A 16,222-nucleotide genomic window follows, 5' to 3' on the forward strand; every position below is an offset into this window, starting at 1 on the left:
CAAGATTAAAGTGAATCGTAAAACCGTTCAAAAAGTCATGCAGAAATACCAGATCCAATGCAGAGTTAAGGTGAAAAAGAAAGTTTATATTGCAGGTGAAAGCAAGATCGTAGTTCCTAATCGTCTTAATCAAAATTTCTTAGCCGAAAAACCTAATCAAAAATGGGTAACGGACATTACCTATCTAACTTATGGAGAGAAAACGCTATATCTATCTACGATTATGGACTTGTTTAATAACGAGATCATTGCCTATAAGGTAAGTGATACACAAGAGGTTAGCCTCGTCTTTGATACGCTTGAAGCAGCATGTAGAGGAAGAGAGACCCATGAAGTCATCTTACACAGTGATCAAGGTGCCCAATACACCTCCTATGATTTTCAGGAGCTAGCTAAAGAAAAAGGCATTACCACAAGCATGTCCCGTAAAGGAAATTGCTTTGATAATGCCGTAATCGAATCCTTCCACTCCTCGCTAAAGTCGGAAGAATTCAACACCCAATCAAGGGTGAACCTAACAAATTCTATTGTACTAGAAAAAGTACATTCGTACATGTATTATTACAACTATATACGACCGTTTATTAAATTAAACTGCCACAGTCCCGTTGAATTCAGGGTTGCGGCAGCATAGGTGTTTTTTTCGTGTTCCATTCTACTGGGTCAGTTCACAGCCTCTCAACGTTTTTTTATAAGTTCTTAATTGCTGTGAGTATAATTTGACTTAGGTCCTTATGGTCGTAGAAGATTTAATGGAAGCTTCGAGCAGTTTATTGCCATTAATTTTGTCCCAGTCCAGGTGATATCCATTTTTTAATGCTAATTGACGGATAAATTCCCTTTGGGTTCTTCCATTTCCTTCTCTGAAGGGATGAAGGATATTAATTTCAGCCATATAATAAGCTGCACGATCAGAAAACTGGACTACATCTAAGTCCAAAAGATATGCTTCTTCCTTAAGCTGTTTAAAAAGGGCATTTGAATTTTCGATTAGGTGAAGTGGATGTGCAAAGGGAGTACTATCTTTGGTGATTTGTTCATCTCGGGGATTTCCTGCAAAGTCGTATATATCCTGAAATAGAAACTTATGTATATTTCGCAAATGTGCTAAATCGAAATTACCAGGCAAAGGTTCAAGATGAAGTTCAGCCAATCGTCTACCACTAAGAATCCTTTCAGCTTGATTGAGCTTGTCTTCATCTTGAATACCTAGTTTATTGATTAGGACATTGGTTCCTTCATAACAATATTTCGATTGAGGGTTGTACTTATCCATTTAATAATCCATAACCTTCTTCTTGAATTCATTTTCAGAGATATCTCCGTTTAATCTTTGTTTAATTAAGGATTCTTCCTTATCACTTAGGTGCATTCCTTCTATTGCTAAAGAAGCTTTGGCAGAACGAACAGCTTTATTTATGCGTTCTTCCTTTTTCATACCTCTTACCCGCTTTCCAGTTATTAGAGTATTACCATTCTGGACAAGACTCACAGGAAACAATCCTTTCATTTAGATATTTATTAACGAACATAGAACTTCATGACTACTTCCATTATACAACAATCCACGGTGTACATCATTTTTAACGATTGGGGACGGTTCTCATGCTTCCCTTTAGGTTCTTTCTAATAAAGGCTCTACTTCAGGATTCTTGCGTAGCATGTGTTTCGAATGGAGCCTAATGAATGTCGAAAAAGAAAAGCGGACTATAGTCTTTCTCCTACCGATTCTTGTCACAAGTAGGTGTTGAACGATTGCGTTTAACATCTTATTTGCGGCTTTTTCGCCATCAACATGTAAATGATTTGCTATTTTTAAATAAACAGGAAATATGTTGTGTTTAACTTGTAAGTATCCGAAAAATCTATCAAAATTCGACACCGATAGATTGACTTACCGGGTAGTTAGTCGCAGATAAGTACTTAAGTTCCGAAAAAATTGGAGAATTATCGATTTTACTGAATGACATCAAAGTAGGATAATAATATATAAGCGAATCCTAGGCAACATGAATGCACTTTATAAATTAAATTTATTAACTAAGTCATGGGGGTGGGCAAACTTATTTGCTTTTCTTCATTACAAATTAAGGAGGTAAACAGTGTTGAAGCCAACGAAAGGTTTATTTGTTCTTGTTTTTCTTATGGTCCTTGGGATGCTCGGCAGCCATTCCTCTGCCGCTGTTGCACAGGATGACGGTCCTTTGGAGTGGAATGGGACTCCCGAAACAATTGAAGTGAATCGGGAACCTGCAAGTGTCAAGACAATTCCTTTCAATAATGTACGAACGGCTGTCAAGGGAGATTTAGAGAGTTCCAGATACTATAAATCCTTGAATGGCGATTGGAAGTTCAACTGGTCTGAGAACCCTAATGAGCGGCCAAAGGATTTTTACAAGGAAAACTTCAATGATGGGGATTGGGCTACGATTCCTGTACCGAGCAACTGGCAGGTTCACGGATACGGGGAGATCATTTATTTGAATCAACGCCATCCGTGGCAGGGACATGGACGGATCGCACCGCCTAAAGTACCTGTGGAGCATAATGAAGTTGGGTCCTATCGGTATGATTTCACTGTCCCAGGCAACTGGAAACAGCGGGAGACATTTATTTCGTTCCAGGGAGTCAAGTCGGCCTTTTACGTATGGGTAAATGGTGAGAGGGTCGGTTACAGTGAGGACAGCTTCACTCCTGCTGAATTCAACATCACTGATCATTTGAAGCCTGGGGAGAACACCCTTGCCGTTGAAGTGTACCGATGGTCTGATGGGGCATGGTTGGAAAATCAGGACATGATCGATCTGAGCGGGATCTTCCGAGATGTATACCTCTATTCCACGCCGGACGTCCATCTCAATGATTTAAAAATCGAAACGAATTTGGATGAGTCGTATGAAGATACGACATTGAAGATCAACGGGGATGTCGTCGATTATTCAGAGAAAAATAGATTGGAAGATTATAAGGTCGAGGCCATGCTTTATGATACAGATGATCGGGCTGTATTCGATAAGCCGGTTAAGATCGACATCAAAAATGAAAACGCTGTCACCAAGGAGATTCCTGTTGAAAATCCGTTGAAATGGTCAGCAGAGAAGCCGAACTTGTATACATTGGTCTTCAACTTGAAGGATCCTTCAGGAGAAACGATTGAAACCGTCAGCAATAAAGTCGGGTTCCGGGAGATTGAACTCGAAGACGGCCAGGTGAAGGTCAATGGCAAGGCGATCGTCATCAAAGGGGTGAACCGTCATGAGGTTCATCCTGACACTGGATATGCGATGACGGAAGAACAATTGCTTGAAGATATCAAGCTCATGAAAAAATTCAATATCAATGCAGTCCGGACAGGGCATTATCCTTTCCATCCGAGGTTTTATGAGCTGGCGGATGAATATGGATTATACATTCTTGATGAAGCGAATAATGAATCCCATGACATGAGACCGTTTCCGGGTAACAATCCGGACTGGAGTAAGGTAGTCTTTGATCGGATCAAAACGATGGTGGAGCGGGACAAGAACCATCCGTCCGTCATTTTCTGGTCGATGGGGAATGAAGTGGGTTCAGGTCAAGTATTTAAGGATGCTTCAGAATGGATCAAGGAGTATGACTCGACGCGCCTGCTCCATTTCCAGCAGGATAATAGTCTCGCTGATTTTACAAGTTACATGTATCCAAGCCTTTCGACGCTCGAAAATCATGGGAAGTCTGGCAGCATGAGCCCGTTGATCATGTGTGAATATGTCCACGCAATGGGGAACAGCGTCGGGAACATCAAGGAATACTGGGAACTGATCGACAAGTATCCGAACTTGCAAGGCGGGTTCATTTGGGACTTTGTCGACCAGTCGTTGAGGCTGCCGGTTGATGGTGGTATTGATGGACTGCCTATCTCTCAGGATTATACAGGAGACACCTTCTTTTCTTATGGAGGCGACTGGGGGGATTATGCCAATGACGGTATTTTTCTGATGAACGGACTGTTGAATCCGGATCGGACACCACAGCCAGAGCTCTACGATGTCAAAGCGGTCTATCAAAATATCAAAGTGAAAAATACAGATCTGGAAAACAACAAGATTGAACTATGGAATGAGAACCTTTTCACGAACCTGAAGGAATTCGATGGCAAATGGACGTTGAAAGCCGATGGTAAAGTCCTTCAGGAAGGAAAGCTGGACATCGAACTTCCAGGTGGTGAGACAAAGGAAATCAAGCTCCCAATCGAAAAGCCGGAGCTGGAACCTGGAACGGAATACTGGGTCGACCTCAGCTTTACATTGCCGGAAGATGCTGCATGGGCTGAGAAGGGACATGAGGTCGCTCATCATCAATTCAAAATGCCATATGATGCTCCCGAAGCACCTGGGTTCGATACGGAAAACATGCCGGCGATCGATGTAGATGATCAGGAATCGTCCGTAAAGGTGACGGGTGAGTCTTTTGAAATTACATTTGATAAGGAACACGGAACGCTCACCTCTTTCAAACATAAAGGCAAAGAGTTATTCAAACAAGGCCCGAGGCCGAACTTCTGGCGCCCGCGGAACGACAATGACTTGATGAACGGCATGTTGAGCAGGAATGGTCCATGGCAATATGCGGGACGGGACATGGCCGTAAACGATATTTCAGTAAGGGAGATCAATGACAAGGTCGTCCATATCCAGGTGGATGCTGCCCTCCCTGAAACAGGCGACTCCCAATATAGGCTCGGCTACTTCATTTATGGTAGCGGGGAGGTGGTCGTCCGGAGCACTGTAAAACCGGACAATTCACTATCAGAGATCCCTGCAGTCGGCATGGAGCTGATGCTTCCTGGACAATTTGAAAACTTAACCTGGTATGGCCGCGGTATGCATGACACCTACTGGGACCGTAAAGACGACGCACCTGTAGACGTCTATAACAGTACGGTGGACGAGCAGTTCTTCCATTACCCCCGCCCGCAGGAATCCGGTAACAAAACCGATGTCCGATGGGTGACATTGACCAATGATGATGGATCCGGATTGATGGTAGGAGGGCTGCCTCAGTTCGAATTTTCTGCACTTCATTATGCAGAGGACGACATCGAACAGGCTGCACATCCTCATGACCTGGAAAAACTCGATGACATCATATTGACGGTCAACCATAAACAAATGGGGGTCTGGAACAGCTGGGGCGGAACGGCATTGCCGCAATATATGCTTTATGCCGACCAGACGTATTCGTATAACTATACGTTGAAGCCGATTGAAGCTGGCCAATCCGCCATGGATTTGAGCAAACGGCAAATCGACCTGGAATTGTTGAAGGATATCAAAGTGAATGGCGAATCCCTTGAAAAGTTCCACTCGGACATTACGAAATATAAGAAGACGTTCTCTGCAGCAATAGAGCAGTCTGTCCCTGAAGTGGAAGTCGTGCCAGCACGGGACGATCTCACAATTGAAATCGAAGAAGCTGAACAACTGCCAGGGAAAACGAAAATCCATGTATCGACTGCCGATGGATTTTTGAGTGAAACCTACACGATCGAATTTGAACCAGTCTCCTATCTTCATCTAAGTGATATCAGCTGGGAGTCTGCGACAACTGGATGGGGCACCGTCAATAAAGACCAATCCATAGCAGGTCCTCCGATTACGCTGATGGGTGAAAATGGACCAGTCATCTATGAAAAAGGATTAGGGATCCATGCGAATTCTGAAATCGTCTATGATCTTTCGGAATGGGATTTTGATTTGTTTGAAACCTATGTCGGAGTCGAGCAGCACGCGAACAGGGATGGCCGTTTCTTCCAATTCGAGGTGTGGCTGGATGGCGAGAAAGTATTCGAGACGGAAAGGATGAAACGGAGTACACCGGCAAAGTTCATCAGCCTGGATATCCGAGGAAAAGAAGAGCTGAAGCTGGTCATGAAGGAAGCTGGGGACGGCATCGGACACGGTCACGGTGCGTGGGCAGATGCGAAGTTGACAGTGGAAGGACAAGAGAACGAAGCAACCCTGGAAAGCGCCAACCTGGAATTATCTCCTGTCGAGATCAAACCAGGGGAATTGACGGAGATGATCGTCACCGGAAAAATGAGTGACGGAAAGCCTCTGAATCTTGCCGATACTACTGTAGAGTACTTCAGCAGCCATCCTGAACTGGTCAGTTTCGATACCCAGTATGAAAACAAACTCTTATATTTGGAAACCGATGTAGACAATGTTGAATCGATTGATGTGTGGGCAGAAGTGACGGTAAATGGCAAGACAGTGAAAACGAAAACCGCCCAGCTCAACATCATCCACTGAATCTGAAATTTGAGGGGCTGCCTTTTGCAGCCCTTCATATATAGGAAAATAGGTTTTTAAGACGAATCTTTCTGGGAGGATAAGATGAGTAAAAGCAATTTCTTTTCAGTTTTTTTATGTTTCAGCTTGCTGATCCCGATGTTTTCAATTCCTGGCAGGCAGACCGCTTCAGCCGAAGAGGACACCGGAGCCGATTTTTTCACCTCTTTTGAAGAAGGCGATCCCCCATTGACATGGGAAAATACCGTTGAAATCGATCCTTCAGGGGAAGAAAAGGCATCAGGAGTATCCGGGTATGTCCCTTACGATATGATCCAAGGGGATATCACGGACCAGGTGGAGGAAGTGACGGCAAGCGCAAACAATCCGCCGAATGAAATCGAAGCCAACCTGGTTGACCGGAGCGCCCAAACGAAATGGCTTGCCTTTGAACCGACGGCCTGGCTTCAGTTCAAGTTCCCTGAACCGGTCAATATCGTAAAATACGCCTTCACCTCAGCGAATGACGCACCGGGAAGGGATCCGAAGAATTGGAAGCTTTATGGCTCGAATGATGGTGAAGATTGGACAGAAATTGACAGCCGGACAGACGAAGGTTTTGAAAAACGTTTTGAACGTAAAATCTATGAATTCGAGAATAAAGACAGCTATACCCATTATAAGTTCGATATTACTGAAAATGCTGGCGACGGACTTACGCAGCTAGCGGAAATCGCCTTATCAAACGGGATTGATGCCCCACCACCAGAATCATCCGATCATATGACAACGGAACTGGGAGATGGCCCGACGAACAGTTACACTGGAAAGACGAATGTCGGCTGGACAGGGAAGAAGACATTGACATATGAAGGAATGCATGAGGCGGATGGACGAGCTTATTCCTACAATAAAATCGTCGATGTCAACCTTAAGGTGGAACAGGAAACAGCCCTTTCCTATATGATCCATCCCCAATTCGCTGACAAGGATCATTTGGATTATTCCAGTACATATGTATCTGTCGACCTTGCTTTTACAGATGGTACTTATCTGAGCGATCTGGATGGACGGGACCAGCACGGCGTAAAATTGAACCCGCAGGCACAGGGTGAATCGAAAACCCTCTATCCAAACCAATGGAACGTCAAACGTGCTTCGATCGGTGAAGTGGCAGAAGGGAAGACGATCGATCGGATCCTAGTCGCCTATGATAAAAATGAAGGACCTGGTGTTTTCAAGGGATCGATCGACGATATTAGAATCGATGACAATCCAGACAAAGAAATGTATGAAAGCCCGGTGGATTATGTCAATATCCTGCGCGGGACGAATTCCAATTCGACTTTTTCAAGGGGAAACAATTTTCCTGCCGTTGCGGTGCCGCATGGGTTCAACTTCTGGACGCCGGTAACGAACGCAGGCTCGACAAGCTGGCTGTACAGCTACCAGCAATCGAACAACAGCGACAACCTGCCGGAAATCCAGGCATTTTCACTAAGCCATGAAACAAGCCCGTGGATGGGGGATCGTCAAACCTTCCAGGTGATGCCTTCTGCTTCGACGGCAAATGAGCCATCAGCGGACCGTAAAAAGCGGGCTCTAACATTCAAGCATGAGAATGAAATCGCGAAACCCCATTATTATGGTGTGACGTTTGAAAATGGGATCAAGACCGAGATGACACCGACAAATCGAGCGGCGATGTTCCGCTTCACGTTTCCAGGTGATACATCGAACCTCATTTTCGACAATGTGAACAATAATGGCGGGCTTACGCTAGACCCTGACAACCAGAGCCTTTCTGGTTTTACAGATGTCCGGAGCGGCCTTTCGGCAGGGGCGACAAGGATGTTCGTCTATGCAGAGTTTGATGAACCTGTCATTGAAAGCGGCAAATTGACGGGCGAGGGCAGAGATGATGTGTCCGGCTTTTTCCGTTTCGATACATCCGATGACGATAAAACCGTGACGATGAAAATCGCGACGTCATTGCTGAGTGTTGATCAGGCCAAAAAGAACCTGGCCCAGGATATGAAAGAAGACGATCAATTTGACGATCTTAAAAAGCGTGCCGGAGAGCTTTGGAATGACAAACTCGGCATCATCGAAGTCGAAGGGGCTAGCAAAGAGGAGCTTGTGACCCTATACTCCAACATGTATCGGCTTTTTCTGTATCCGAACATCGGGTATGAAAACACAGGGACAGAGGGTGCTCCTGAATACAAATATGCAAGTCCTTTTTCAGATCCAGTTGAGGAAAACACAGCTACAGAAACTGGGGCGAAAATTGTAGAGGGAAAACCATACATCAATAACGGTTTCTGGGATACGTATCGGACTTCCTGGCCTGCTTATACTTTGTTCACCCCGACACAGGCAGGTGAAATGATCGATGGGTTTGTCCAGCAATATAAAGATGGCGGCTGGATCTCCAGATGGTCTTCTCCTGGTTATGCCAACTTGATGGTCGGGACGAGCTCAGATGTCGCTTTTGCAGATGCGTATTTGAAGGGTGTCCGTAATTTTGATGTCGAGGCATTCTATGATTCAGCAGTGAAAAACGCGGCTGTCTTTAGTGAAGATGCGAGTGTCGGCAGGAAAGGGTTGGCCACATCCATATTCGATGGGTACACGAGCAATACGACAGGTGAAGGCATGTCGTGGGCGATGGACGGTTATATCAATGATTTCGCTATCGCCAATATGGCAAAAGCACTTTCTGAAAAAGATCCGTCCAATGAACAGGTGAAGACGGATTACGAATACTATATCAATCGGGCGAAAAATTACGTGAACATGTTCAACCCGGATGTCGAATTCTTTATGGGGAAAGATCCTTCTGGGGAATGGCGTTCGACACCTGAAGATTATGATCCTGAGGAGTGGGGCGGCGATTATACGGAAACGAACGCCTGGAACATGGCTTTCCATGTCCCTCAGGACGGACAAGGGCTCGCCAATCTCTATGGAGGCAGGGATGGATTGACAGACAAGCTTGATCAGTTCTTCTCAACCCCTGAAACAGCGCTGCATCCTGGCCATTACGGGGGAGTCATCCATGAAATGCGCGAGGCGAGGGATGTAAGAATGGGTATGTATGGGCACAGCAACCAGCCTTCCCATCACATTCCGTACATGTATAATTACGTCGGCCAACCGTGGAAGACACAGGAAAAGGTGCGGGAAGTCCTGTCACGCCTTTACATCGGCAGTGAAATCGGACAAGGTTATCCAGGCGATGAGGATAACGGCGAAATGTCTGCGTGGTACCTTTTAAGTGCCGCTGGATTCTATCCGCTTCAAATGGGGCTTCCGGAGTACGCAATCGGCGCACCTTATTTTGAGAAAATGACTATCCATCTAGAAAACGGGAAAGACATCGTTATCCGGGCACCTGAAGTGAGCGATAAGAACAAATATGTGCAAAGCTTGAAAGTCAATGGCAAGGCATATGATAAGCTCTCCATTCCGCATGACGTCCTGGCAGAAGGCGCCACGTTGGACTTCAGGATGGGACCGGAACCGTCTGAATGGGGAACATCGGATGATGCACTGCCAGAATCGATCACAGACACTTCCACAGATGGCTCGACTCTGCTTCCGGATCCGATGGAAGATCTGACCGATAAGGCAGAAGGGATGTCGATCCATAGTGATGAAGGTGTTGCGAAGGCTTTATTTGACAATTCCTCCCGAACTGGTTTGACTTTTGAGAGCAAGCGCCCATGGATCCAATATCACTTCAAGGATCAGTCTGGAAAGGCACTTATGTACACGATTACATCCGGTGATGATAAAAAGCAGGATCCGAAAAGCTGGGTGCTGATCGGATCGAAGGATGGAAACGACTGGACCGTCCTTGATGAACGGACAGACGAGGACTTCAAATGGCGGAAATTCACCAAACCATTTGAAATCAAAAACCCTGGTGAATATGCGTATTACCGATTGATCATCGAGGATAACCAGGGGGCATCTTCTACTTCATTGGCGGAGATCGAACTTCTCGGGTTTGATGATATCCATAAAACATTCAACGAATTCGAGGGCATCTATCAATCGTTCGTTAAAGAGGGCAAAATCGAAGGCCCATTGAAGAAGCAGCTTGATGAGAAATTGCAACAGATCAGGGAACACCTTGAAAAAGGAAACTTCGATCAGGCAGTCAAGCATTCCGAAGATTTCCTGAAGTTGATAAACAAGAAAAAGCCGGGCCGTATCACCGAGGATGCGAAAGAAGAGCTAAACGCAGATGGTAATGCATTGATCGAATGTATCACCCGTTACGGTAAAAGAGTACAGCAGGGAGGCTGGGCTTATGAAGGGGAAGTGCCACAAGTACCGGTCTTCGAACTATCGAACCTTGTGACGGGTCAGGTTGATCCTGGTGAAGATGCCACCATCTCAGCCGACGTGTCCAATATCGGTTCAATGGAAGGCGAAAAACAACTCGATTTTTATTTTGATGGTGAACTGGTCGAATCGAAGACGGTCCAGCTTGAAGCAGGGGACAGTGAAACGGTGTCCTTTACAGTGCAAGATGTGGCGCTTGGCATCCATGAGGTGGAGCTGAACGATTTGACTGGAACGTTGAAAGCATTGTATCGTGATGAGCCGGTATTGTCCTTGACGTTCGATGAAGAGAACGATGGTACGGTAAAAGATCATTCACCATATGGGCATGATGGCGAACTGGTTGGAAATGCCGCCCTGGCAGACGGGAAATTCGGCCAGGCTGTGCAACTGGATGGCGGCTGGATTGAAGTATCGTCCAATGAGCTCCTGGATGGTGGGGATGAACTGACGATCGGCCTGTGGGTCAATCTTGAAGACCCGGAATCGGATCAAAAGATCATCGGCAAGACGAACATCGGAGATGGGTATGTGCTTGGTGTCAACAAAGGCCTCTACCCGGAACTCTGGGCTGAGAATGGACGCTATTCATTCAATCAGGGCGAAATTCCAGCTGGTGAGTGGGCACATTTAGCGATGACCTGGAAAAAGGATGGACGGATCATCGGCTATATGAATGGAAAAGAGATCGCCAACGTACCAGCAGGACCAACCTCGATCAAACCGAATGACAATCCATTGATCATCGGTGGTGCCCCATGGAATCCTGAGGGACTTCAGATGAAAGGATCAGTCGATGAAGTGAAGGTGTATAAAGAGGCATTGACCGCCGAACAGATTGGGAAGCTATACAAGGAAAACACCATTAAATAGATTGATAGGTTTTGAACTGCCACAGCAGAATGTTGCTGTGGCAGTTTTTTATTATGGAAAAGAAAATCATAGGCTATCCAAGGTTTTTTTGTTACTCCATATTAAAGTTTTGCTTATTTCCTATTTGTCGAACCGATCTAATATCGCTATATCGACCTAAATCTAATCCGTCATTCCGATATACAACATTATTCTATATATCTTCTTTGGTCTTCCTCGTAGTTTTTGCTGCTTTTTATATACAACCTCGGCTTTACCAGCTTCCTCCAATTTATTCAAAATCCGATTCGTGCTGCGTGTCGAAACACCTAAATAAGCAGCTAAATCATCCGCGGAAAATTCATTCGTGTTGCTTTTTTGCATTGTTGCCAGTATTTTTTTGATTTTTAGCGAAGCTACACCTGTTTGCTGACTCAACTTCTCGATTTCAGGATCCAAGTTGTGTGAAACAGTTAAACAATTACTCTCTCCCAAAGGACCGATAATTTGTTCATCCTCCGTAATGATGAATGAAGCTTGTTCTTCACGGTCTTCTGACAACTGGCTGGCAAGCAATGCGTTCGTCCTGGCAACATCAATCGTATTTCCGATGCCCCAGCCTATGTTGAATGAAAACGGTAGTTCTTGTTTTAGATATTCGTAAAGTGAACAGCTGGTGAAATTATTAGTGACTCCCTTTAAATCCCCATATGATGTAATGATATCGAAGTGATTCAGGTTTTTTTGAATGATGAAGGAATACTCACCGTTTTCAATGTATTCCAGCAGTGCTTTGTTCATTTTGATCCGTTGTAATTCCAAGTGATTATTGTTGGGTGACTCTTCCGTTTTTCTAATCGAAATATTCCCCATTACTATCTGACTGTCTGACAGTCGAATCAGATCGATCTCTTTAATGAGTTGATGGAACTTTTCAAGCATGGACTCCGCTGACGGGAACATAACGATGTGGTTGATACCGTAGTCAGCCAGCTTTTCCGTCAGGCCGGAGGTCCTGGTGAAAGACAGGTCTATTTTTCCCGAATCCCACAATGTTTGATGCCTTTCGAACATTTCTTCATAAATCGTATCCGATTTGTAATCCTCGAGTGATTCACCAAAATGATAAGGAAATTGTTGTTTATTTAGGAAATCGTTCAATCCTAGGTAGTGATTATCTTTAAAAATGAAATCAATCAACGTTCTAGAAAAATCAAACTGACGTTCTTGAACCATCACTTTACAGATCGTTTTATAAAAATCCTTTTGGCCCACATCGAAATAAACCGTAGGGACAGGAAAGGTTCCACATTCTTTTTCAATTAAAACATAAGGCAATTGACCACTAAAAATCATCCCGTCAAAAAAAAGATGGTTTTTCAAATAAAGAGGTTTGATTTCAGAGGGATGAGCGTAACTCATATAAAAAAGCTCGCATTGATCGTTTACGAAGGGTTCGATTTTTTTTATCCATTTCAACGATTGTTTTGTAGCTATGACACCGATTCTATACATAGCCGATATCTCCTTTCATGCCACACTAATTATATTAACAAAAAAGGGAGTATAAAATATTCCGAAAACTGTTGCAATTCCAACAACTACTATATTACACTTATTTACGACATGTCAAAAAGGTGGCCAAAAAGTCGATTAAATAGTTAAAGGCTTTATAGGTAAATTAAAGTAAAAATTTATTGAATATTCTGTATTGTTCTGCTTAAGGAGGAGTACAATGGCTAGCAACTTTACAAAAACATATTTAGCAGAAAACAAAGAACTTTTCGAGAGAATCAGTAAATACGTATACTATCATCCGGAAACTAGATTTGAAGAATATTCCTCCGCTGAGTTCTTAGCCTCAGAGTGTGAAAAAGCAGGATTTCAGGTTGAACGAAATGCGGGAAACATTGAGACTGCTTTCATCGCATCTTATGGTAGTGGATCTCCTGTAATCGGATTCCTTGGAGAATTCGATGCACTGTCCGGCTTAGGGCAGGAGCCTAACAATACATCCTATGAGCCGACAGAGAAAAATGTCGGTCACGGATGCGGGCACAACCTACTGGGGACTGGCGCCTTTGCGGCAGCATACGCCACCAAAAAATTCTTAGAAGAAAACGATCTCCCAGGTACCGTCAAGTTTTTTGGATGTCCTGGTGAAGAGGGAGGATCCGGAAAGACATTCATGGTCCGGGAAGGTGTTTTTGATGGAGTGGACGTGGCACTGTCCTGGCATCCATCCCCGGTAAACAGCATCATGAGCCTTTCCAGTCTAGCAAACTATCAAGTTTATTTCAGATTTAAGGGATTATCCTCCCATGCAGCAAACTCGCCACACCTCGGGCGAAGTGCACTGGATGCGGTCGAGCTTATGAATGTAGGAGTCAACTATCTTCGTGAGCATATCATACCAGAAGCACGGGTGCACTATGCCATTACCAATACTGGAGGTATTTCCCCGAACGTTATTCAGTCAGAGGCAGAGGTACTTTATTTAATCCGATCACCAAAGATCAAGCAGGTTGATGAAATTTATAAACGGGTTTGTAAAATAGCTGAAGGTGCCGCACTGATGACAGAAACAGAACTGGCAATTGAGTTCGACAAAGCATGTTCCAACTATATTCCAAACCGCAGTTTAGAAAAGATTTTGTATGAAAACCTGCTAGAGACTGGTATCGAAAAATCGAGCGAGGATGAAATCACTTTTGCTGAAAAACTTTGGTATACCCTATCAGAAGGCGAAAAGGACAGTTATTTGGATATTTTGAAAGGGTTTGGTTACAAAGGGGACGGTAGTGAATTTGAAGGAAAATTCCTGGCTGATACCATCTCACCATATGAACCGACGAATGAGATTCTTCCGGGATCAACTGATGTATCCGATGTAAGCTGGGTAGTTCCGACTGCCCAATTGACAGCATCGACTTCAGCATTGGGAACACCATTGCACACTTGGCAGATGACGACACAAGGCATCAGCAGCAATGCACATAAAGGTATGTTGCGGGCCGCAGAAGCAATGGCGCTTACTGCAGTTAGCGTGCTGACCAACAAGGAAGACCTGGAATCTGTTAAACAGGAATTCAATGCATTCAGAGAAAAGAATCCATACTCATGTCCGATTCCAGAGGATGTCAAGCCTTCCAAATTAACGCAAAGCTGATATTTAATAATTGAAAAGTGAGGGGAGAAGAGTGGAAAATACAAAGAACAAAAAGGGGATTGCGCAGAAATTCCTTAACGGGATTGAAATAGCCGGTAACAAACTTCCAGATCCGTTTATTTTGTTTGCTGCGTTGGCTATCCTCGTCATTATTGTTTCGGCCATCTTCAATATGTTTGGTGCGACAGTCATACACCCTGGTACTGGGGAAGAGCTGCAGGTTAAAAGTCTAGCATCTGGTGAGGGTCTTCAGTTCATCTTGACGTCAATGCTCGACAACTTTACCGGATTTGCACCGCTAGGACTGGTACTGTCAATGATGCTTGGTATCGGACTTGCAGAAAAAGTTGGAATGCTCGATTATGCAATCAAGAAAACGATTTTGAAATCGCCGCCAGCGTTAATCACGTACACCGTAATTTTTGTTGGTATCATGGGTAACATTGCATCCGATGCAGCGATGGTTCTCGTGCCGCCGTTGGCAGCGATGGTATTTTACAAAGTTGGCCGTAATCCGATCGCTGGTTTGGTAGCGGGGTACGCAGCAGCTGGTGCTGGTTTTACGGCAAACCTTTTGATTGCAGGTACAGATGCGTTGCTTGCAGGTATTTCGACGGAAGCAGCCCAAATCGTCAATGAGGATATTGTCGTTACACCTGTCGATAACTGGTACTTCAATATTGTTTCTGTGTTTGTTCTTACCGTTGTTGGTGGCCTTGTTACAAACAAATTCATCGAACCGCGGCTTGGCGAATATAAGGGTGAAGAGGTCGAGGAAGCTGTAGCGGAAGACCCTTTAAAAGCAGGTAAGGCTTTACGAAATGCAGTGATTGCAGGGGGGGTATATTGGGCCATTATCCTGGTGACGATCTTTTTACCAGATAGTCCTTTGCGTAATAAGGAGGGCGGCATCATCCCATCCCCATTCCTTGATGGTATTGTGCCTATCATTCTCTTCTTCTTTATCACAATCGGTGTTACGTACGGTATTACCGTTGGAAACATCAAGACAAGTAAAGATGTTGGGAAATTTATGGCTGAGTCGATGAAAGATATGTCAAGTTACATTGTTCTGATCTTTGCGATTGCTCAATTTATCGCATACTTCAGCTGGTCTAATATTGCAACATGGGTCGCAGTAAATGGTGCTGAAGTTCTGAAAGATATTGAATTTACGGGTATAGGACTGATCATAGGTTACATTATTTTTACGGCATTATTGAATTTCCTTATCACTTCAGGGTCTGCGAAGTGGGCGCTTGAAGCACCTGTGTTCGTACCGATGTTCATGCAGCTTGGCTATCACCCTGCATTTACGCAAGTGGCATACCGGGTTGCGGATTCATCGACCAATATCGTCACACCTTTGATGCCGTACATGGTCATCGCTTTATCATTCATGCAGAAGTATGATAAGAAAGCGGGTATCGGAACATTCATTTCGTTAATGCTCCCTTACTCTGTATGTTTCTTGTTGACATGGATCGTACTGATATTGATTTTCTTCTTCTTAGGAATTCCGTTTGGTCCAGGGATCGATCCATTCTTATAATAGGATACTAGGAGTGAATAG

Annotated in this window: 8 protein-coding genes; 5 read left to right on the forward strand and 3 right to left on the reverse strand. The window is 44.4% G+C overall.

The genetic code is table 11. The features are described from left to right. Nucleotides 1–634, forward strand: a 634-nt coding sequence (locus L1611_RS09555; RefSeq protein ID WP_236312872.1) for an IS3 family transposase, incomplete at its 5' end; no start/stop codon positions are given. Nucleotides 635–724: 90 nt separating this feature from the next. Here the strand turns inward: L1611_RS09555 and L1611_RS09560 are convergent. Together L1611_RS09560 and L1611_RS09565 are read right to left on the reverse strand one after the other, a co-directional pair. After that, nucleotides 725–1,276 (reverse strand): Fic/DOC family protein, encoded by a 552-nt coding sequence (locus L1611_RS09560; protein WP_236312873.1) that lies wholly within the window; start codon nt 1,274–1,276, stop codon nt 725–727. Then, nucleotides 1,277–1,438, reverse strand: coding sequence for an antitoxin VbhA family protein (locus L1611_RS09565; protein WP_236312874.1), 162 nt, complete (start codon nt 1,436–1,438; stop codon nt 1,277–1,279). It lies immediately after the preceding gene. 667 nt (nt 1,439–2,105) lie between these two features. On the opposite strand from L1611_RS09565, the gene lacZ reads away from it, so the two are divergent. Together lacZ and L1611_RS09575 are read left to right on the forward strand one after the other, a co-directional pair. Further along, the gene (gene lacZ, locus L1611_RS09570) at nt 2,106–6,293 is read left to right on the forward strand and encodes a beta-galactosidase, LacZ type (protein ID WP_236312875.1); all 4,188 of its coding nucleotides are present in this window, start codon (nt 2,106–2,108) and stop codon (nt 6,291–6,293) included. A gap of 84 nt (nt 6,294–6,377) precedes the next feature. Further along, on the forward strand, nt 6,378–11,501 hold the full coding sequence (locus tag L1611_RS09575; RefSeq protein ID WP_236312876.1) for a GH92 family glycosyl hydrolase: 5,124 nt from the start codon (nt 6,378–6,380) through the stop codon (nt 11,499–11,501). A 162-nt stretch (nt 11,502–11,663) separates the two neighbouring features. On the opposite strand, the gene L1611_RS09580 is transcribed toward L1611_RS09575, so the two are convergent. Further along, nucleotides 11,664–12,995: a helix-turn-helix domain-containing protein gene (locus L1611_RS09580; RefSeq protein ID WP_236312877.1), complete on the reverse strand. Its 1,332-nt coding sequence runs from the start codon at nt 12,993–12,995 to the stop codon at nt 11,664–11,666. A 220-nt stretch (nt 12,996–13,215) separates the two neighbouring features. Between L1611_RS09580 and L1611_RS09585 the strand changes: the two genes are divergently transcribed. Together L1611_RS09585 and L1611_RS09590 are read left to right on the forward strand one after the other, a co-directional pair. Further along, entirely contained in the window at nt 13,216–14,649 is a 1,434-nt protein-coding gene (locus tag L1611_RS09585; RefSeq protein WP_236312878.1) for a M20 family metallopeptidase, read from the forward strand. Nucleotides 14,650–14,680: 31 nt separating this feature from the next. Continuing rightward, nucleotides 14,681–16,201 (forward strand): AbgT family transporter, encoded by a 1,521-nt coding sequence (locus L1611_RS09590; RefSeq protein ID WP_407681717.1) that lies wholly within the window; start codon nt 14,681–14,683, stop codon nt 16,199–16,201. Nucleotides 16,202–16,222 lie beyond the last annotated feature (21 nt).

It is taken from the genome of Pseudalkalibacillus salsuginis, assembly GCF_021646685.1.
GTDB lineage: Bacteria > Bacillota > Bacilli > Bacillales > Fictibacillaceae > Pseudalkalibacillus > Pseudalkalibacillus salsuginis.

Excerpts from the sequence above, each read along its gene's own strand:
- L1611_RS09575 (WP_236312876.1), top strand. The coding sequence starts at position 6,378 with ATGAGTAAAAGCAATTTCTTTTCAGTTTTTTTATGTTTCAGCTTGCTG.
- L1611_RS09580 (WP_236312877.1), bottom strand. The coding sequence starts at position 12,995 with ATGTATAGAATCGGTGTCATAGCTACAAAACAATCGTTGAAATGGATA.
- L1611_RS09585 (WP_236312878.1), top strand. The coding sequence starts at position 13,216 with ATGGCTAGCAACTTTACAAAAACATATTTAGCAGAAAACAAAGAACTT.
- L1611_RS09560 (WP_236312873.1), bottom strand. The coding sequence starts at position 1,276 with ATGGATAAGTACAACCCTCAATCGAAATATTGTTATGAAGGAACCAAT.
- L1611_RS09565 (WP_236312874.1), bottom strand. The coding sequence starts at position 1,438 with ATGAAAAAGGAAGAACGCATAAATAAAGCTGTTCGTTCTGCCAAAGCT.